Source organism: Plantactinospora sp. CNZ320 (assembly GCF_002846275.1).
Genome location: NZ_PJMP01000001.1, coordinates 7252438 through 7270995, shown reverse-complemented (window position 1 = coordinate 7270995; position 18558 = coordinate 7252438). Strand labels below are relative to the sequence as shown.

15 protein-coding genes and 2 pseudogenes are annotated in these 18558 nt (G+C 71.3%); 5 read left to right on the top strand and 12 right to left on the bottom strand.

Annotated elements, in window-relative coordinates:
* Positions 1 to 25: 25 nt before the first annotated feature.
* The 3 genes from CLT71_RS32510 (at position 26) to CLT71_RS32500 (ending at position 2818) form a co-directional block, all read left to right on the top strand.
* The gene (locus tag CLT71_RS32510) at positions 26 to 916 is read left to right on the top strand and encodes a glutamate ABC transporter substrate-binding protein (RefSeq protein WP_101370469.1); all 891 of its coding nucleotides are present in this window, start codon (positions 26 to 28) and stop codon (positions 914 to 916) included.
* A gap of 65 nt (positions 917 to 981) precedes the next feature.
* The gene (locus tag CLT71_RS32505; protein ID WP_101370468.1) at positions 982 to 1692 is read left to right on the top strand and encodes an amino acid ABC transporter permease; all 711 of its coding nucleotides are present in this window, start codon (positions 982 to 984) and stop codon (positions 1690 to 1692) included.
* 109 nt (positions 1693 to 1801) lie between these two features.
* Entirely contained in the window at positions 1802 to 2818 is a 1017-nt protein-coding gene (locus CLT71_RS32500) for an amino acid ABC transporter permease (protein WP_101370467.1), read from the top strand.
* Between the two features lie 204 nt (positions 2819 to 3022).
* Here the strand turns inward: CLT71_RS32500 and rny are convergent, their stop codons facing one another.
* The 10 genes and pseudogenes from rny to CLT71_RS32460 all read right to left on the bottom strand — a co-directional run bounded on the left by rny (position 3023) and on the right by CLT71_RS32460 (position 13841).
* Positions 3023 to 4798 (bottom strand): ribonuclease Y, encoded by a 1776-nt coding sequence (rny, locus tag CLT71_RS32495; protein ID WP_101370466.1) that lies wholly within the window; start codon positions 4796 to 4798, stop codon positions 3023 to 3025.
* Between the two features lie 815 nt (positions 4799 to 5613).
* Positions 5614 to 6318 carry a 3-keto-5-aminohexanoate cleavage protein gene (locus CLT71_RS32490; protein WP_101370465.1) on the bottom strand — a complete coding sequence of 235 codons (705 nt, stop codon included), beginning with the start codon at positions 6316 to 6318 and terminating at the stop codon, positions 5614 to 5616.
* 9 nt (positions 6319 to 6327) lie between these two features.
* Positions 6328 to 7068, bottom strand: a complete 741-nt coding sequence (locus CLT71_RS32485) for a regulatory protein RecX (RefSeq protein ID WP_101370464.1) — start codon at positions 7066 to 7068, stop codon at positions 6328 to 6330.
* A gap of 23 nt (positions 7069 to 7091) precedes the next feature.
* Positions 7092 to 7595, bottom strand: a complete 504-nt coding sequence (locus CLT71_RS38370; protein ID WP_369931429.1) for a hypothetical protein — start codon at positions 7593 to 7595, stop codon at positions 7092 to 7094.
* 171 nt (positions 7596 to 7766) lie between these two features.
* Positions 7767 to 8339, bottom strand: a pseudogene (locus CLT71_RS38365) (LAGLIDADG endonuclease); the annotation flags it as partial.
* Positions 8340 to 8381: 42 nt separating this feature from the next.
* Positions 8382 to 9233, bottom strand: a pseudogene (gene recA, locus CLT71_RS38360) (recombinase RecA); the annotation flags it as partial.
* Between the two features lie 216 nt (positions 9234 to 9449).
* The gene (locus CLT71_RS32475) at positions 9450 to 9650 is read right to left on the bottom strand and encodes a DUF3046 domain-containing protein (RefSeq protein WP_101370463.1); all 201 of its coding nucleotides are present in this window, start codon (positions 9648 to 9650) and stop codon (positions 9450 to 9452) included.
* Between the two features lie 39 nt (positions 9651 to 9689).
* Positions 9690 to 11003 (bottom strand): MFS transporter, encoded by a 1314-nt coding sequence (locus CLT71_RS32470; RefSeq protein WP_101370462.1) that lies wholly within the window; start codon positions 11001 to 11003, stop codon positions 9690 to 9692.
* Between the two features lie 164 nt (positions 11004 to 11167).
* A complete protein-coding gene (locus CLT71_RS32465) occupies positions 11168 to 13051 on the bottom strand; it encodes a sugar phosphate isomerase/epimerase and 4-hydroxyphenylpyruvate domain-containing protein (protein ID WP_101370461.1) in 1884 nt (627 codons plus the stop codon).
* A 52-nt stretch (positions 13052 to 13103) separates the two neighbouring features.
* Positions 13104 to 13841 carry a TetR/AcrR family transcriptional regulator gene (locus tag CLT71_RS32460; RefSeq protein ID WP_486483576.1) on the bottom strand — a complete coding sequence of 246 codons (738 nt, stop codon included), beginning with the start codon at positions 13839 to 13841 and terminating at the stop codon, positions 13104 to 13106.
* Between the two features lie 142 nt (positions 13842 to 13983).
* On the opposite strand from CLT71_RS32460, the gene CLT71_RS32455 reads away from it, so the two are divergent.
* Together CLT71_RS32455 and CLT71_RS32450 are read left to right on the top strand one after the other, a co-directional pair.
* On the top strand, positions 13984 to 14853 hold the full coding sequence (locus tag CLT71_RS32455) for a shikimate dehydrogenase (RefSeq protein ID WP_101370460.1): 870 nt from the start codon (positions 13984 to 13986) through the stop codon (positions 14851 to 14853).
* A gap of 98 nt (positions 14854 to 14951) precedes the next feature.
* Positions 14952 to 16373 carry an Nramp family divalent metal transporter gene (locus CLT71_RS32450; protein WP_101370459.1) on the top strand — a complete coding sequence of 474 codons (1422 nt, stop codon included), beginning with the start codon at positions 14952 to 14954 and terminating at the stop codon, positions 16371 to 16373.
* 84 nt (positions 16374 to 16457) lie between these two features.
* Here the strand turns inward: CLT71_RS32450 and CLT71_RS32445 are convergent, their stop codons facing one another.
* Both CLT71_RS32445 and CLT71_RS32440 read right to left on the bottom strand, forming a co-directional pair.
* Positions 16458 to 17156 carry a UdgX family uracil-DNA binding protein gene (locus CLT71_RS32445; protein WP_101370458.1) on the bottom strand — a complete coding sequence of 233 codons (699 nt, stop codon included), beginning with the start codon at positions 17154 to 17156 and terminating at the stop codon, positions 16458 to 16460.
* A 29-nt stretch (positions 17157 to 17185) separates the two neighbouring features.
* A complete protein-coding gene (locus tag CLT71_RS32440) occupies positions 17186 to 18526 on the bottom strand; it encodes an aminotransferase class I/II-fold pyridoxal phosphate-dependent enzyme (RefSeq protein WP_101370457.1) in 1341 nt (446 codons plus the stop codon).
* Positions 18527 to 18558 lie beyond the last annotated feature (32 nt).

The following is an 18558-nucleotide window of genomic DNA, read 5'->3' as shown; positions in this document are numbered from 1 at the left end:
CGCTCCGTCGAAGAAGGAGAGATCAATGCGCATCACGCGAGTGGCGGCGGTGGCCGCGGTCGCGGCACTGGCCTTCACCGTGGCCGCCTGCGGCGGTGACGATGGAGAGGGCACGGGGACCGGTGCTGGCAGCAAGACCTTCGAGGCCGGCACCACGATGGAGCGCCTGAACAAGGCGCAGAAGATCATTATCGGCACCAAGTTCGACCAGCCGGGCTTCGGGCTCAAGGGCCTGGACAACAAGCCGGCCGGTTTCGACGTCGAGATCGGCAAGATCATCGCCGGTGAGCTGGGCGTCCCCGAGGACAAGATCGAATACATCGAGGCGCCGTCCGCGGTCCGGGAAGAGGTCCTGGAGCAGGGCAAGGCCGACATCGTGGTGGCGACCTACACCATCAACGAGAAGCGCAAGGAGCGGATCGACTTCGCCGGTCCGTACTACGTCGCCGGGCAGCACATCATGGTCCGCGCCGACGACAGCTCCATCACCGGCCCGGACTCGTTCAAGGCCGGCGACAAGAAGGTCTGCTCGGTGCAGGGTTCGACCCCGGCCGACAACATCAAGAAGTACCTGGCCAACCCGGCCAGCCCCGGCGCCCAGCTGGTGGTCTTCGACGGCTACCAGAAGTGCGTCGACGCTCTGAACAACAAGCAGGTCGACGCGGTCACCACCGACAACGTCATCCTGCTCGGCTACGTGGCCAAGAGCGAGGGCAAGCTGAAGCTCGTCGGCGAGAAGTTCACCGAGGAGCCGTACGGGATCGGCGTCAAGAAGGGCGACAACGCCTTCCGCGAGTTCATCAACGCCACCCTGGAGAAGATCTACACCGACGGCCGGTACGCCAAGGCGTGGCAGGACACCGCTGGCAAGTTCGACTCGAACGTGCCGCAGGGTCCGGCGGTCAACCGGTACTGATAGCGCCGGCATCGACAGGCGCGGTTAGGTAGGAGCTGGAAGGTGACCATGAGAGAGGCGTGCCCGTGAGTGTGCTCGTCGACCACTTCGACGTCTTCGTTGGAGGGTTCTGGCTCACCTTCCAGCTCTGTATCCTCTCCGCGATCGGCGCACTGGTGCTGGGGACCCTGGTGGCGGTGCTACGGATCTCCCCGGTGCCGCCGCTGCGCTGGATCGGCACGGCGTACGTGACGGTGTTCCGGAACAGTCCGCTGACCATCGTGATGTTCTTCGCCGCCTTCGGATTGCCGGCGCTCGGCTCCAACGCCGACTTCCTGCGCATCCCGGGGCTGTCCAGCATCTTCTCCCGGCTCGGCATCGACCTGCCGTACTTCCGGTTCGCCGTCATCGCACTCGCGGTCTACACCGCCGCCTTCGTCTGCGAGGCGATCCGCAGCGGCATCAACGCCGTACCGCCGGGGCAGGCCGAGGCGGCCCGGGCGATCGGGCTCACCTTCGGGCAGAACCTGCGGTACGTCGTACTGCCGCAGGCCTGGAAGTCCGCGGTCGTGCCGCTCGGCTCGGTGATCATCGCCATGATCAAGAATTCCGCGCTCGCCGGCTTCTTCGGAGTCGTCGGCGACCTCTCCAACTCGGCACAGAACCTCACCACCGCACTCGGTGAGCCGATCATTCCGGTCTTCATCGGCGCCTCCGTCGGCTTCCTGGTGATGACTGTTCCGCTGGGCATCCTGCTCGACCGGATCGAGCGGCGCCGGGCGGTGGCGGCCCGGTGAACGTGTCGGAGAACAGCCCGGCGAACGTGTCGGAGAACAGCCCGGTGAACCTGTCGGAGAACGGGCCGGCGGGGGCCGGCACGGGCGCGGCGAACAGCGAGGGGGCGGCATGAGCCAGCAGCAGACGGTGCTCTACGACGCCCCCGGACCGCGGGCTCGCCGGGTCACCCTGATCGTGAGCCTGCTGGCGGCCGTCGGCATCGCCGTCTTCGGATACTTCCTCATCTACCGGCCCCTCGACGAAAAGGGCCAGTTCACGATGGAGAAGTGGGGTCCGCTGATCGACCCCGGCAACGAGGTGTTCCCGCTGGTCTGGGAGCGGCTGCGGGACGGCTTCACCGCCACCCTGATCGCGGCCGGGCTGGCCATCGTCAGCTCACTGATCTTCGGTACGGCGCTCGCCGTACTCCGGGTGCAGCTCAAGACGCTCAAGCAGCGGCGGTTCGTCGGGCTGCCCAGTCCGGTCGCCTGGACGCTGCGCGGGCTCGGCTGGGTACTCAACGCGATCACCCGGTTCTGCGTGGAGATCTTCCGCGGCCTGCCGGTCGTGATCACGATCTTCTTCGTCGCCAGCGCCCTACCCGACCTCGGCGTGGACCTCGGTGACATCCTCTGGTACCTGGTCATCGGTCTGACCATCTACAACGGCGTGGTGATCGCCGAGGTCCTGCGATCCGGGATGGAGGGCCTGCCCGGCGGTCAGCGGGAGGCGGCGCAGGCGGTCGGATTCAGCTCGTTCCAGACCACCCGGATGATCCTGCTGCCGCAGGCGTTCCGGATCATGCTGCCCGCCCTGATCAGCCAGCTCATCGTGGTCCTCAAGGACACCTCGCTCGGCTTCATCATCAGCTACGAGGAAGTGCTCCGGGTCAGCCGGATCATCATCGACAACCTGGACAACCCGATCCAGGTGTACGCGGTGGTCGGCGCCATCTACATCCTGATCAACTACCTGCTGTCGAAGCTCGCCGAGTACGTGCAGCGGCGGATGGGCCGGGCCCGCAAGACCCGTGGCCTGCCGACACAGGCCGCACCGCCGTCGATCATGCCGCAGGCCGGGCAGCCCGGCACCGCAGCGGCCGGGGTCGGCGTGGGTACGGACGCCGGAGCGGGCAACCCGAGATGAGTTCCGGTCACCCCGCGACCAGGTAGGTAGCGGCGGAACGAGCGGGCCAGCCAGGCGGTGACAACGAAACGCCGGTCACGACCTGAGGTCGTGACCGGCGTTTCCGCTGCGTAGTACGGGAGTGGTAGCTGCTTGGTCGGGCGGCTTCGGCAGGCGGCGCGCCCGGTCGTCTTCGCCCGGTTCCGTCCGTCCTTCAGGAAGCGGTCAGCGGGCGATCTCGGTTACCCGGGACTCGCGTACCACGGTCACCCGGATCTGCCCCGGATAGGTCAGCTCCTCCTCGATCTGCTTCGCCACGTCCCGGGCCAGCACCGCTGCGCCGATCTCGTCGACGTCGTCCGGCTTGACCATCACCCGGATCTCCCGGCCCGCCTGCATCGCGAAGACCTTCTCCACGCCCGACTTGCCTGCGGCGATCTCCTCGATCCGCTCCAGCCGCTTGACGTACGCCTCCAGGCTCTCCCGGCGGGCACCCGGCCGGCCGCCCGAGCAGGCGTCGGAGGCCTGGGTCAGTACCGCCTCGACGGTCTGCGGCTGCACCTCGTTGTGATGCGCCTCGATCGCGTGTACGACCTCCTCGGCCTCGCCGTACTTGCGAGCCAGGTCGGCGCCGATCAGCGCATGGCTCCCCTCCACCTCGTGGGTGAGCGCCTTGCCGATGTCGTGCAGGAACGCCGACCGCTTGATCAGTGGCACGTCGAGCCGCAGCTCGGCAGCCATGATCCCGGCGATGTGCGCGGTCTCGACCAGGTGCTTGAGCACGTTCTGCCCGTACGACGTCCGGTAGCGCAGCCGGCCGAGCAGGCTGACCATCTCCGGGTGGATCTCGGTGATGCCCACCTCGACCAGGGCGTCCTCGGCGGCCCGTTGACAGAGCCGCTCCACCTCGTGCTTGGCGGTCTCGAAGACCTCCTCGATGCGGTGCGGGTGAATCCGGCCGTCGAGCACCAGCTTCTCCAGGGTCAGCCGGCCGATCTCCCGGCGTACCGGGTCGAAGCAGGAGAGCAGCACCGCTTCCGGGGTGTCGTCGATGATCAGGTTGACTCCGGTGACCGACTCGAAGGCCCGGATGTTGCGACCCTCCCGGCCGATGATCCGGCCCTTCATCTCGTCGCCGGGCAGGTGCAGCACGCTGACCACGCTCTCCGCGGTCTGCTCGCTGGCCACCCGCTGGATCGCGTCGACAACGATGTGTCGGGCCCGCTGCTCGGCGGTGTTCCGGGCGTCCGCCTCGATGTCCCGGACCAGGATCGCCGCCTCGCGCTTCGCCTGGCCCTCGATCGCCTCCACCAGCTCGGTTCGGGCCGCGTCGGCGGTCAACCCGGCGATCCGCTCCAGTTCCCGCTTCTGCCGCTCCTCCGCCTCGGCCAGTGCGGCCTCCCGGGCCACCAGCGCCGCCTTCCGGGCCGCCAGTTCAGCGGTCGCGGCGGTCAGCTGGCGCTCCCGCTCGGCGAGCCGCTCCACCTCCTCGGTGTGCAGCCGCTCCCGCTCGTCCATCCGCTGCGCCCGCCGCTCCACCTCCGCCGCCTGCTCCCGGGTGGTGGAGGCGAGTAGCGAGATCTCCCGCTCGCCGCTGCGTCGGGCCGCCGCGCGTACCTGCTCGGCATCCGCCTCGGCCTGCCGGTGCGCCCGGTCCAGTACCGTGTCGGCCTCGGCCCGGGCGGCGTCCAGCACCCGCTGCGCCTCGGCGCGGGCGGCGCTCGCCTCGGCCTTCGCGGCGGCGGCGTCGGCCCGGGCCGCTGCGGCGGCCGACTTGGCCGTGTCGACGCTCGACGACGCCTCGTCGGCGGCGGTACGCAACGCCGCCAGCGACTGCTCCTGCCGGTCCTTCTCGGCGACGAAGGCAGGGTCGTCCGGCGGCGGCGTGGCGGCCGCCGTCCCGATCCGGCGCAGCGCCCGGGTGCCAAGGCTGATCGCGACGAGCACCAGCGCGGCCAGCCCGACGATGGCGGCCAGCAGCACCCATTCCAGGCCACTCATGCCGGCACTCCGCTGCGCTCCGTGCCGCCATGAGGCACAACCACCCTGAGCCGCCCAATTCGCTCGACCAGCTCGCTCAACCCCGGCACTCCGCTGCGCTCCGTGCCGCCATGAGGCACAACCACCCTGAGCCGCCCAATTCGCTCGACCAGCTCGCTCAACCCCGGCACTCCGCTGCGCTCCGTGCCGCCATGAGGCACAACCACCCTGAGCCGCCCAATTCGCTCGCTTGGCTCGCTCATGCCGGTGCTCCGGCGTGACTGGATCCGCTATCGATGCTGGCCCGCTCGGTCATGGCCGCCTCCCCTGTGCCGTCAAGCGCCGGAGGACCACGCCCGTGGGTGAGGCGTGTCCTACGGCTGTCACGACGCCCGACCTAGGCGGCTGGCCGAGGGTACGGCCACCGGGCAGTGCCCCCCGGGGACACCGCCGACGACCGGGTGCTGGTGCTGCGCGGTCACCCGACCGGCCCGTCGGGTGACCGAATAATCTGGCCGATGAGCTGGCCTGAAGTGATGCCGTACTGTTACGCGATCTATGTTGTGCGCTTAGCCTGCGATGGTCGGGAAAACTCGTCTAAGGCGAGGCTAGGTCGCGATGGGGCATTCGGTCAAGAAACTCATGATCCGGCCAGGTGCCTGACGTAGGGCGACGACACGCTCACGAGGCGCTGATCCCAGGGTGGGCATAAGGGGGCGAGTCCGGAATCCGACTCGACCTGCGACCACGACGAGACAGGTCCGGCAACCAATACGGAAGCGCTCCCATCCCGCATCGCGGGCACCCCGACCAACCAACCCGAATCCCTCGGCGGCTCAGCCGGCGCCCAGGGTCACCGCCGCCGCCACCAACTCCGGGTTGCCGGGCGCGGGAGAGCCGTCCGGCAGCGTCCGGATGTCCTCCAGACCCACCCGGGTGGCGAGTCCACGCCGGACCGCCTCGACGAGTACCGCCCAGCTTGCCGGACCTTCGCCGTGCAGTAGCACCTGTGGACTGTCGGCCGGGAGCGCGCCGAGCATCGCGGAGGCATCAGCCAGCGCGTCGGCCGGCTCCGGCCGCATGCACTCGATCAGGACCCGAAGGCATGGCACCCGCCATTGCCGGTACGCCGCCACCGCCTCGACCGTCCAGAGCCCGGCCTCGACCCCGACACCGCGCTCGTGCAGCGCCTCGGCCACCAGCTCGGCACCCGGTTCGTGCGCGTTGACCGAGGCGAAGTCCGGCAGCACCGTCCAGCCGCGTACCGCCGCCAGCCGGGCCGCCGGGTCGGACTCGATCCAGGCGCCGGTGCTGACCCCGACCGGCAGCCCCGGGCAGGCCCGGCGGATCGCGGTGACCGCCGCCGCGATGTCGGGGGCGGCCAGCGACTCCCGCCCGTGCCGGTCCCGGGGATGGACGTGCACCGCGACGGCACCGGCACGCCGGCACCGGTCCGCGTCGGCGGCCAGCTCGGCGGGATCGATCGGCACCGCAGGGTGCTCGTCACGGCTCACGCCGCCGTTGAGACATGCCTTCAGCACGAGACGACCCTAGAGAACGTCACGATCGGGTTCGGCGCCGGCTTCGGCCAGCGCGTCCGCGTCGATCTGGTCGGCGAACTCGGCCGTCTCGGCATCGCGCTCGGCCAGCGCGTCCTTGACCGCCCGGATCGCCACCCCGGGCGGATAGCCCTTACGGGCCAGCATCCCGACCAGCCGCCGGAAGACCGCCTCGGGAGAGCCGGTGGCGCTACGCAGTTTCCGGTCGACCAGTTGCCGGGCGGTTTCGGCCTCGGTCGCCTCGTCCAGCTCGCCGAGCGCCTCGGTCGCGATGTCGGCGTCCACGCCCCGCTGGCGCAACTCGTTGGCGAGCGCCCGACGGGCCAGTCCCCGACCCTGGTGACGACTGCTCACCCAGGCTCGGGCGAAGGCGGCGTCGTCGATGATGCCGACCTCGTCGTAACGGTCGAGGACCTGGTCGGCCACCTCCGCGGAGATGCCCCGCCGGGCCAGTGCGGTGGCCAGCTCGGCCCGGGTGCGCGGGCGTACGGCGAGTTGGCGCAGGCAGATCTCCCGGGCCTGCTCCGCCTCGTCACGGGGAGTACTGGGGGTCGGCGACCCGTCCGGATCCGCCTCGTCCGGTCCGGTCGCCGCTGCGGGCCACCTGCCGGACGGGGTGGCCGAGCCACCTGACCGCCCCCGGCGTGAGCGGCCGGTGCCACTGCCGCCCGTACGGGCCGACGGGGCGGCATCCCACCCCCGGCCCGTACGGGCACCACGTCGTCCTGCCACGTCGATGTGGATCCGGTCGACCGTCAGAAGTCCACCGGCGGAAGCTCCGGCCCGCCGGCCGCGTCCGTCCCGGCCGCCATCCCGACACCGAGCTTCTCCAGGATCTTCTTCTCGATCTCGGCGGCCACGTCCGGGTTCTCCCGGAGGAACTCCCGGGCCTTCTCCTTGCCCTGGCCGAGCTGGTCACCGTCGTAGGTGTACCAGGCACCGGACTTGCGGATGATCGACTGCTCGACGCCGACGTCGATCAGCGAGCCCTCCCGGGAGATGCCCTTGCCGTACATGATGTCGAACTCGGCCTGCTTGAACGGGGCCGCGACCTTGTTCTTCACCACCTTGACCCGGGTCCGGTTGCCGACCACGTCGGTGCCGTCCTTGAGGCTCTCGATCCGGCGCACGTCGAGCCGGACCGAGGCGTAGAACTTCAGCGCCCGGCCACCCGTGGTCGTCTCGGGGCTGTTGTGCACCATCACCCCGTCGACGAAGTAGTTGTGGTTGCCCTCGACCTCGATGTCGAACCGGTTCATCGAGCGGGTCTTCGGCTTGACCCGCACGTCGATGATCCGCGCCGGCACCGGCGTCATCTCCGCCGACACGAACTCCGGCCGGACGGCACACTGGCCGTGGAAGCGCGGCAGCAGCGTGGACTCCATCACCACGGGCACGTACGGCGCGACGATCTCCTGGAATCGTGCCGAGGCCGCGGTGGTGAACTGGATGAGCGGCATCTGCCGCGCACCCTGGGCGACCAGCTTCACATCCAGCCCGTACGCGTCCCGCAGGTGCTCGACCAGGCGTTCGCGCGTTCCCTCGGCCATCGCCTCGACACAGATCTCGATCCGACCCGAGCCACCCGCGCTGCGCTGCTGGAGCCCCTTGGAGCGCAGAGTGAAGCCCCCGTCGTCCATGTACCACACCGCGAGCGCCAGCGGCGTCAGCGCCTTGAGGTAATCCCAGCTCAGGTGCTTCTTACCGTCGCCGAGGTAGACCGCCCGACGCAACTCGTCCAGTTCCGGCAGCGGGGTGAAGTCCGCGAAGACGGCTCCTCGGGCGTCGGTGCGGCGCGAGTGCGGGATGTTGCCGAGCAGCGACACCTTCCAGTCGAGGTAGCCGGCCTGATCGGCGCCGTGGCCGAGCCGGAACCGCACTCCGGACCGGTCCCGCCGGTTGGCTGAGAGGTTGCCGTCGCCCATCAGAGAGCCGAGCACCACCTGCCACTGCTGCTCACCGAGCCGGCGCTGCTCGGCCAGCATCACCCGGTCACCGGCGATCAGCTCGCCGGCCTCGCGCCAGCCGCCAGGGGTCCGGACGAGGTGGTTGGCGGTAGCGGCGAACTGCGCCCGCCCGTTGCCGCCGGACTTGGCGACGGTGAACTGCAGGAACTCCTCGGCCGGGCCGTTGTTGAACCAGTTGACGATCCGCTTGGGCTCGACCCGGTCGGTCTCCGGGTCGTAGGAGAGCACCTCGACGTCCATCCGCTGGTTGACGATCTTGCCAATCTTCTCCTGCGTGCCGTCCGCGAGGGTGACCCTCGTCGAGTACGACATGCAGCCGAACATCACACCGATCTTTTCCCGGAGCTGGTTGATGAAGATCGCGGTGGTGCCGGTGTGGCTGAGCACACCGGTGATCTTCCGCAGCGCCTGGCTCATCAGCCGGGCCTGGAGGCCGACGTGGCTGTCGCCCATCTCGCCCTCGATCTCGGCGCGCGGCACCAGCGCGGCGACCGAGTCGATCACGATGATGTCGAGCGCGCCGGACCGGATCAGCATGTCGGCGATCTCCAGCGCCTGCTCACCGGTGTCGGGCTGGGAGACCAGCATCGCGTCGGTGTCCACGCCCAGCGCCTTCGCGTATTCCGGGTCGAGGGCGTGCTCCGCGTCGATGAACGCGGCGATGCCGCCGGCCTTCTGCGCGTTGGCCACCGCGTGCAGCGCGACTGTCGTCTTACCGCTGCTCTCCGGGCCGTAGATCTCGACGACCCGGCCGCGCGGCAGGCCCCCCACGCCGAGCGCCACGTCGAGCGCGATGGAACTGGTCGGAATCACGGCGGTCTGGATGACCGGCCGCTCCCCCAACCGCATCACCGAGCCCTTGCCGAACTGCTTGTCGATCTGAGCGAGAGCAAGGTCGAGTGCCTTCTCCCGGTCAGGTCCTGCCGCCATCGTCGCCACCCCTGCCTTCGCCGGCATCTTCGCTGAGCTTTTCGTCACGCGCACACGCTAGGCGCTCGGTCCGACAGAAAACAGCCGGCTGGCCGCGACCTGTGGATGTGCGCCCCGCTGTGGACAATAGCCGAACAGGTGTACGACTCGGCACACGACACGCCAAACTACCGTAAGTGCCCAATCGATCACTGTGAGACGCGCGTCGATCGACGGTCAGCGTAGCCGAGCCGGCACCCGGTCCGGGTACGCCGCGCAGACCGCCCGCCACACCACCACGGTCTCCTCGCCGGCCTCCAGCGCCTGCCGGATGGTCCGGCCCTCCAACTGCGGCAACACCTGGTCGGCGGCGATGCTGCCGGCGTACGCCGGACCGAACGTCTGCTCCAGCCGCGCCCAGAAGTCTGTCAGCCGCACCGAACCAATCCCCTTCCCCGACGGGCACCCGCCCGGCCCTCAGGCGCCGGTCCGCACCTTCGGCAGCGCCGTCCGCAACGCTAGCGCCAGCAGCGGCACCACGGCGACCGCCGCCAGCAGGTTGAGCACCGGATAGCCGGCGACCTGGATGACAAACCCGCTCAGCGCCCCGGCGAGCGCCCCGGCCAGCCCCATGGTCAGATCGGAGAGCCCCTGCACCGCCGGGCGCACCGATGCCGGCACCGACTCCGACAGCAGGGTCGAGCCGGCCACCATCGTGCCGGACCAGCCGAGCCCGAGCAGGGTGAGCCCGATCGAGATCCGGACGGTGTCGTGCCCGGCCGTCCCGGCGACCGCGCAGGCGGCGAGGAGCAGGCCGAGCCCGCCGAGGATCACCGCCCGCCGGCCGACCCGGTCGGTGAGCCAGCCGACCACCGGGGCGAGCGCGAACATCCCGGCGATGTGCAGGCTGAGTACCAGGCCGACCACCCGCAGCAGGTGGGCGTCGGAGTGCCACTCGCCGAGGCGTACCGGGGTCATCACCATCACCCCGACCATCACCAGGTGCCCCATCGCCACGGCGGAGATGCCGAGCCGGGCCGCCGGCAGGTCGCGGACCACCCGGAAGGCGCCGCGCAGGCCGTCGTCCCGTCGGGCCCCGGGGGTGCCGGCCACCGGCGCGGCTTCGGCTGCCGCGAGCCGACGCGCGGTCAGCAGCGGGTCGGGCCGGAGGAACACCAGGAGTACGCCGGCGGCCAGCAGGAACGCGAGCACGCTGAAGACGAACGGGCCGGCGAGCAGGGGTACCCCGGTCCAGGCCAGCGCCCGGTCGGCCGGCGCGGCGAGGTTCGGGGCGGTCACCGCACCGATGGTGGTGGCCCAGACGGCGATCGACAGGTGTCGACCCCGGTGGGCCGGCTCGGCCAGGTCGACGGCGGCGTACCGGGCCTGGAGCCCGGCGGTGGTCCCGCCGCCGAAGAGGAGCGCGCCGACGAAGAGCAGCGGTACCCAGCCGGTGACCGCCGCCAGGACGATCAGGACACCGCCCGCCGCGCCGACCAGGTACGCGGTGACCAGCCCCGGTCGCCGGCCACCGTTACGCATGATCCGGCTCACCGGTACGGCGAGCAGCGCGCCGCCGACCACCGAGGCGCTCTGCACGAGACCGGAGATCCCGGTACCGCCGAGCCGGGCGGCGAGCAGCACACCGACGGTCATCCCGATGGTCATCCCGGTGCCGCCGACGATCTGGGTGAGGCAGAGCAGCAACAGGGTGCGCCGCTGGACCCGGGCGACGTCGACCGGTGCCGGCCCGGGACCGCCCTCGACTCCTGTGGTGAGTTCCGCCGTCATGACAGCCGCTCCCGTCCCCGTTCGGACCCGCCGTCTCCGGCGGTGGCCGCGTCGCCCACCGAAAGGAACGGTGACCCAGGGCCATCCTTACCCGCGGATCGAAGCACGGCATCCGGGCCCGGTTCAACCCCGATTCGCCGACGGCGTAGCGGTTCCGGCCGGACTCACGGCCCGGCGAGTCGCTGGTGCCGGTGCGCCGCCATCCGGACCGGCGCGTTGGTGTCACCGAAGCCGTCGTAGCCAGCCCGACGTTGCAGCACCTCGAAGAAGATCCGGCCACCGTAGACCGGGGTGTAGAGGTGCAACAGCTCGCCGCCGCGCGGATCGCGGTCGTAGAGGATGCCGTACCGGCGGAGCCGCTGCGCGGTCTCCTCGGCGAGGCCGAACCGGGCGACCAGGTCCGCGTAGTAGTTGTCGGAGACCCGCAGCGTGGCGGCGCCGAGCCGGTCGAGGGCGGCGGCGGTGCCGAAGATGTCGTCGGTGCCGAAGGCCACGTGCTGCGGGTCGGCGACGGACGGCGCCCAGTCACCGCGGCGCAGCACGGCGACGCTCAGGGCCAGCCGGACCGCCCGCCCCCGGTCGGTGAAGCCCCGGGACCGGATCAGCCCGAACGGCGCGGCGTACTCCTCGGTGCCGAGCCGGTGCAGGCCGAGTACCGAGCGGTAGAAGAGGCCCGCCTCGTCGAAGTGGTCGAAGGGTTGGGCCAGCCCGAGGTGGTCGGTGCCGAGGAGTCCCGCCCCGGCCGTGACCTCGTTCCCGGTCGGCAGGAAGTCGGCCCGCCAGCCGTCGTCGGGCTCGGCGAAGAAGACCGAGGTTCCGTCCGGGGCGGCGATCGCCGCGAGTTCCGCCTCGCCCGGGCCACGGCGCCGGGGCAGGACCGGTGCGTGCAGTGCCCCGGCCCGGTCGACGCAGCGGTGTGGATCAGCGGTGCTCAGCGCGAACGCGCTGATCGCGGCGGTGCCGGATCCCTGCGGCCGGGTCACCGCGCTGTTCAGCACCACCCGGCAACCGCCCTGCTCCCAGAGCTGGACCGGCTTGGAGCGGTGCTGCCCGGTGTGTGTGAAGCCGAGTCCCCGGAGCACGTCCTGAAGGACCGGGCCGGACCGGCCGTCCACGGCGAACTCGGTGAAGGCGTGCCCGGTCAACTCGGGCGCCACCGGCAGCCGGCGCGGTCGCCGATCCGGCCGGCCGGTCGGGTGCAGGCCATCCTCCAGGTAGACCAGGGAGCGCATCGCGTCGACGGCGGTACGCGCCGGGTCGGACTGCCGGAAGACGTCGTTGAAGACCTCCAGGGAGAGCGGTCCGGCGTACCCGGCGGAGAGCACCAACCCGACGAAGCCGGCCAGGTCGAACGCGCCCTGCCCGGGGAAGAGCCGGTGGTGCCGGCTCCACCGCAGGACGTCCATCCGCAACTGCGGGGCGTCGGCGAGTTGCAGGAAGAAGATCTTCCCGGGGGCGATCCCGGCGATCCCCGCCGGGTCGACCTCCCGGGACAGCACGTGGAACGAGTCCAGGCAGAGGCCGAGCGCCGGGTGGTCGGTCCGGGCGACGATCCGCCAGGCGTGGTCCCAGGTGGAGACGTGCCGGCCCCAGGCCAGAGCCTCGTAGGCGATCCGGATGCCCCGGGCCGCCGCGCGGTCGGCCAGCAGTCCGAGCTGGTCGGCGGCGAGCGCGTCGTCGTCGACCGCCGCCGGCGTGACCGACGAGCAGACCAGCAGGGTGTCGACCTCGAGTTCGGCCATCACGTCGAACTTCCGCTCGGCCCGGTCCAGGTTGGCGCGCAACAGGTCGGCCGGGACCGCCTCGAAGTCCCGGAACGGCTGGTACAGCTCGACGGCGAGGCCGAGGTCGGCGCAGCGGGCGCGTATCTCGGCCGGCGACCACGCTGCGACCACGAGGTCGTTCTCGAAGAGTTCGATGCCGTCGAACCCGGCCGCCGCGGCGGCGACGAGCTTGTCCTCCAGGGTGCCGGAGAGGCAGACGGTCGCGATGGCCCGGCGCAGTGCGCCGGGCCGCGGATTCGGGATGGAGCGGTGACTGCTGGTCATGGCGCTTCCTTCCCCGCTCGGCGGTGAGCGGCGGCGTCCGGGGGACATCCGGTCAGCGGCGCCGGAGGTAGCCGATCACCATCTCGGCGAGCATCGTCCGGTAGTGCAGGCGATTGGTGGGATCCAGCAGGTCACGGTCGAAGAGCGCGGCGAAGGTGTGCCGGTTGGCGACCCGGAAGAAGCAGTAGGCGCTGATCATCATGTGTACGTCCAGGGCGTCCACGTCGGACCGGAACGTGCCGGCCCGCTGCCCCCGCTCCAGTACGCCGCGCAGCAGGTCGACGGCGGAGCTGTTCAGGTCGACCAGCCGGGCGACGTGGGTCATGTGTGCCGCCTGCTGGGCGTTCTCCACGCCGACGAGTTTTATGAAGGCCGGATGTGCTTCGTGATGGTCGAAGGTGACCTCGGCGAGGCGCCGGACCGCGGCCACCGGCTCCAGGTGGTCGACGTCGACGCTCCGCTCGGCGGCCCGGATCTCGCCGTACGCGCGTTCGAGGACGGCGAGATAGAGCTGCTCCTTGCCGCCGAAGTAGTAGTAGATCATCCGCTTGGTGGTGCGGGTCCGGGCCGCGATCTCGTCGACCCGGGCCCCGCTGTAGCCCCGGTTGGCGAACTCGTCGGTGGCGACCTCGATGATGTCGGCCCGGGTGCGTTCCGCATCCCGCCGCCGCTCCACCTCAGGTGGCGCCGGGCTCCGGTCGGATCGCGCCTGCACCTCAGGTGCGGGTCGGGCCGCGACCTCCGGTGCCGCTCCCAGGGTCATCGCCTCGTCCCTCCGAACCTCCGCCACGGGACCAGTCTGCCGTGCGTCCGGCATGCCCTTGACAGGCCCGGCGCCGAAGCGGATAACTAACGTACCAGTTCGTACATTAGTCGACGCGGCCCCCGGTTCGCACCCTCGGACCGGCCGCATCGCACCAGGACGGAGCACCATGCGCAGCTACCGGTACGGATTGATCGGAGCGGGCATCGGTGCCTCGCTGTCACCGGCGCTGCACGAGGTCGAGGGGCGTCAACAGGGCCTCGACCTGTCGTACTCGCTGCTCGACGTCGACCGGCCGGAAACCCCGACCGGGCTGCGCCGGCTGCTCGACGACGCCGAGGCGGCCGGATTCGCCGGGCTGAACATCACCCACCCGTTCAAACAACAGGTGATCGACCTGCTCGACGAACTCGCCCCACCGGCCGACGGCATCGGCGCGGTCAACACCGTCGTCTTCCGGAACGGGCGACGGATCGGCCACAACACCGACGCGTACGGCTTCACCGAGTCGTTCCGGCGGGAGTTGCCGGGCGCCGCCACCGGCCGGGTCGTGCAGCTCGGGGCCGGTGGTGCGGGCGCCGCCTGCGCGTACGCCCAACTCGAAGCCGGCGTCGGACACCTCACCGTGGTCGATCCCGATCCGGACCGGCGCGGTCTGCTCGCCGAGACCCTGAGCCTCCGGTTCGACGCCGAACGGATCGCGGTGGCCGGTCTGGACGACCTGCCGGCCGCCGTCGGCGCCGCCGACGGTCTCGTCAACACCAGCCCGGTCGGGATGCGGGCGCATCCCGGGGTACCGCTGCCGGTCGGGCTGCTCCATCCCGGCCTGTGGGTGCTGGACGTCATCTACATGCCGGTGGAGACCGAACTGCTCGCCGCCGCCCGGGCCGCCGGCCTGCCGGCGATCGGCGGGGCCGGCATGTGCGTCTTCCAGGCCGCCGCCGCGTTCGAACTGCTCACCGGCCGGACCCCGGACACCGGCCGGATGCTGCGCCACCTCGACCTGCTGCTCGCCGGGCGGCCCCGGCACCACGCCTGAACCGGTGCCGCGCGGTCACCCCGCGCGGCGCGTCCGCACCGACCGTCCCGTGCGGGCAGTCCTCCCCCAACACCCCCACACCACCCCCGGAGTATCCGATGAGCCGAGAGGCGACCACCCCCGGCACCACCGCACCCCCCGACGACCCGGTCACCCGTGAACTGCCCGAACCGATGCCACTGCGCCGGATGGTCGGCCCCGGCGTGGTGGCGGTCGGCATCGGGATGGCGGCCGGCGAACTCATCCTCTGGCCGTACCTCACCGCGCTCGGCGGCCTCGGCCTGCTCTGGCTGGCCATCGCCACCCTCGCCGTCCAGTTCGTCATCAACATGGAGATCGAGCGGTACACCCTGGCCACCGGCCAGACCGTGGTCGCCGGATTCTCCCGCTGGTGGAAGGGCTGGGGCATCCTGATCTGCCTCGCCGGAGCGTTCCAGTACGTCTGGCCGGGCTGGGCCACCAGCGGCTCCGTCGTCCTCACCTATCTGGTCGGGGGCGGGGACACGGTCTGGATCACCGTCGGCGTACTCGTCGCCATCGGCGTCCTGCTGTCGGTCTCCAGGGTGGTCTACCGGACGGTGGAACGCGTCGAGACGGTCAAGGTCGCGCTCACCCTCTTCTTCCTGGCCGTGGTGGTTGTCTTCGTGATCTCGCTGGGCACCTGGGGCGAGGGCGCCAAGGAGACGGTCGTCGGCTTCGGACAGGTACCGGCCGGGATCACCTTCACCCTGCTGCTCAGCGCGATCGGCGCGGCCGGGGCCGGCGGGGTGCACAACCTGGTGCTGAGCAACTGGATCCGGGACAAGCGGTACGGGATGGGTGCGCACGTACCCCGGCTCATCTCGCCGATAACCGGCCAGGAGGAGGCCGCCGGCTCGGACCGGTACGCCTTCCCACAGGACGAGGGAAGCCTGGCCCGCTGGGCGACCTGGTGGCGGCGCGCCAACCTGGAACACTTCTTCACCTTCGCGCTGGTCTGCTTCGTGACCATCACGATCATGTGCCTGCTCGCCTACCAGACCCTCTTCGGCCGGGACGACCTGACGAACGACCCGTCGTTCCTGCGGATCGAGGGCGAGGTGTTGGCCGCCGAGGTCGGCACCTGGCTCAAGCTGCTCTTCTTCGCGATCGCCGTCGTCTCACTCTGGGCCGCCGCGATGGGACTGCTCGACGTCATCGGCCGGGTCGCCAGCGACTTCCTCCGGCGCAACTACCTCGGCACCTCCGCCCGGTGGACCGAGTCCCGGCTCTACCTCGCGGTGGTCTGGGCCGAGATCCTGCTCGGCTCGGTCATCCTGCTCGCCGGCTTCAGCCAACCGCTCGGTCTGCTGATCGTCTCCACCTGTGCGGCCTCGGTGGTCACGCTGCTCTACTCGATCCTGCTGGTCCGCCTGAACACCCGGGACCTGCCGGCGGCCATCCGGATGCGCGGCTGGCGGCTCGGCGGCATGCTGCTGGCGATCGGCTTCTACGGCTTCTTCGCCATCGCGATGGTGGTCACCCAGCTCCAGCGGCTCTGACGCCGCCGGTGGTGCCGACCGTCGCCGGTCGGCACCACCGGGACCGATCGCCGGCCGCCCAGGCCACCGGCCAGGGTCACCGGGTCAGCCCAGCGCCCCGGCCACCACCAACAGGTCGGCGACCAGGCCGGCGTAGGCGGCGTCCCGGTCGTCGGCACGGAGCACCGCCGAGGGATGGATGGTGGCGACCAGCCGGGTCGGGGCGACGGTCTCCCGCTCACCGGTCGGCCCGACCGGTACCTTGGCGAAGTCCTGGGGGCGCTGCGCCGACTCGGGCCAGGGCAGGAGCACGCCCCGGGACTGGGTGACCCGGAACGAGGGGCCGAGCAGCGCCTTGGCCGCCGTCGCGCCGAGCACCACCACGACCTCGGGGTGCAGCCGGGCGAACTCGGCGACCAGCCAGGGCCGGCAGGCGACGATGTGCACCCGGTCCGGGGTCTTGTGCAGCCGGCGCTTGCCGCGCATCTCGAACCGGAAGTGCTTCACCGCGTTGGTGATGTAGAGCTGCGCCGGGTCGATGCCGGCCTCGTCCACGGCCCGCCGCAGCAGGTGCCCGGCCGGCCCGACGAACGGCAGTCCCTTCTGGTCCTCCATGTCACCGGGCTGCTCGCCGACGAAGACCACCCGGGCCCGCTCGTCGCCCCGGCCGAAGACCGTCTGGGTGGCGTCCCGGTACAGCTCGCAGCCCCGGCAACCGCCGGCGGCCTCGCGCAGCTCGGCCAGGCTGCCGGCGTCGGGCGGGATGAACTCCTGTGCTCCCGGTGCGGTCTCCGTCTCAGACATAGCGCATGTTCTACCCGGTGTCCCCGGGGTCACGCACTCAGGGTGCCCGGCGTGGCGGGAGCGGCGGCCCGGGCCAGGGCGTCGGCCAGCGGCGCGATGTCGGCCTCGGCGAGCGGGCTGACCGTGATCCGGATTCCCGGCCCGCTGGCCAACCGGAACAGCGAGCCGGGTGCCACCACGTAACCGGCGTCGCGGAGCACCGCGACCGCCCGGGTCTCGTCGGGTACCGGCAGCCAGACGTTGATCCCGGCACGGCCGTAGCCGGTCAGCCCGCGCTCGGCGAGTGCGGCGCGCAGCGCGGCGAGTCGCTCGGCGTAACTGGCCCGGGCCAGTGCGATCCGCTCGGCGACGGCCGGATCCTGCCACAGCGCCAGGGTGAGCCGTTGCAGCACCGTGGAGACCCAGCCGGAGCAGACCTGGAACCGGCCGGCCACCCGGGCCACGGTCGCCTCGTCCCCGGCGAGCACACCGAGCCGCAGGTCCGGCCCGTACGGCTTGCTCGTCGAGCGGACGAAGGCCCAGCTGCGGGTGGCGCCGGCCAGGGTGTGCAGCGGCTCGACGGCCAACTCGGCGGCGTGGTCGTCCTCGATCAGCAGTACCTCGGGGTGGTCGGCCAGCACCGCCCGCAGCGCCGCCGCCCGCTGCGCGGTGACCACCGCCCCGGTCGGGTTCTGTGCCCGGCTGGTCACCAGCACCGCCCGGGCTCCGGCGGCCAGCGCGGCCCGCAGCCCGGTCGGGGTGGGGCCGGCGTCGTCGATCGGCATCGGCACCGCCCGCATCCCGAGTGCGGCGACCAGGTCGCTGGTGTTGGCCCAGCCGGGGTCCTCGACCGCGATCGCGTCACCGGGGCTCAGGTTGCCGACCAGCAGCCGTTCGATGCCGTCGGAGGCGCCACCGGTGATCGTCACCGCGTCGGCCGGCACCCCGTCGGCGGCCAGTCGCTGCCGGGCCGCGGCGAGAAGTTCGGGGAGCACGCCGCCGTCCCGGTAGTTCACCACCCCGGTCGCGGTCTCGGCCAGCGCGGCCAGGTGCGGGCCGATCGGCGGGAGCAGGCGGGAATCGGGTTCGCCGGCCGAGAGGTCGAGCGCGCCGGGTGGGGTGGGCAGCCGCAGTGCGGCGCGGCGGCCGGCGACCGGTGGTTTCTCGCGGATCCGGGTGCCGTTGCGGCCGGCGGTCTCCACCACTCCGCGCTGCCGCAACCCCTGGTACGCCTTGGCGACCGTCGCCGGGCTGACCCCGAGCCGCTGGGCGAGGGCCCGGACCGCGGGCAGCGCGGCTCCGGCCGGCAGGTCCCCGGTGCGGACTCCCGTCTCCACACTGGCCGATATCTCGGCTGCCGTCGTACCGGTGATCTGATAATGTGCTGTCACAGTTAAGAGATTGTACTATCACAAAAGGGCGG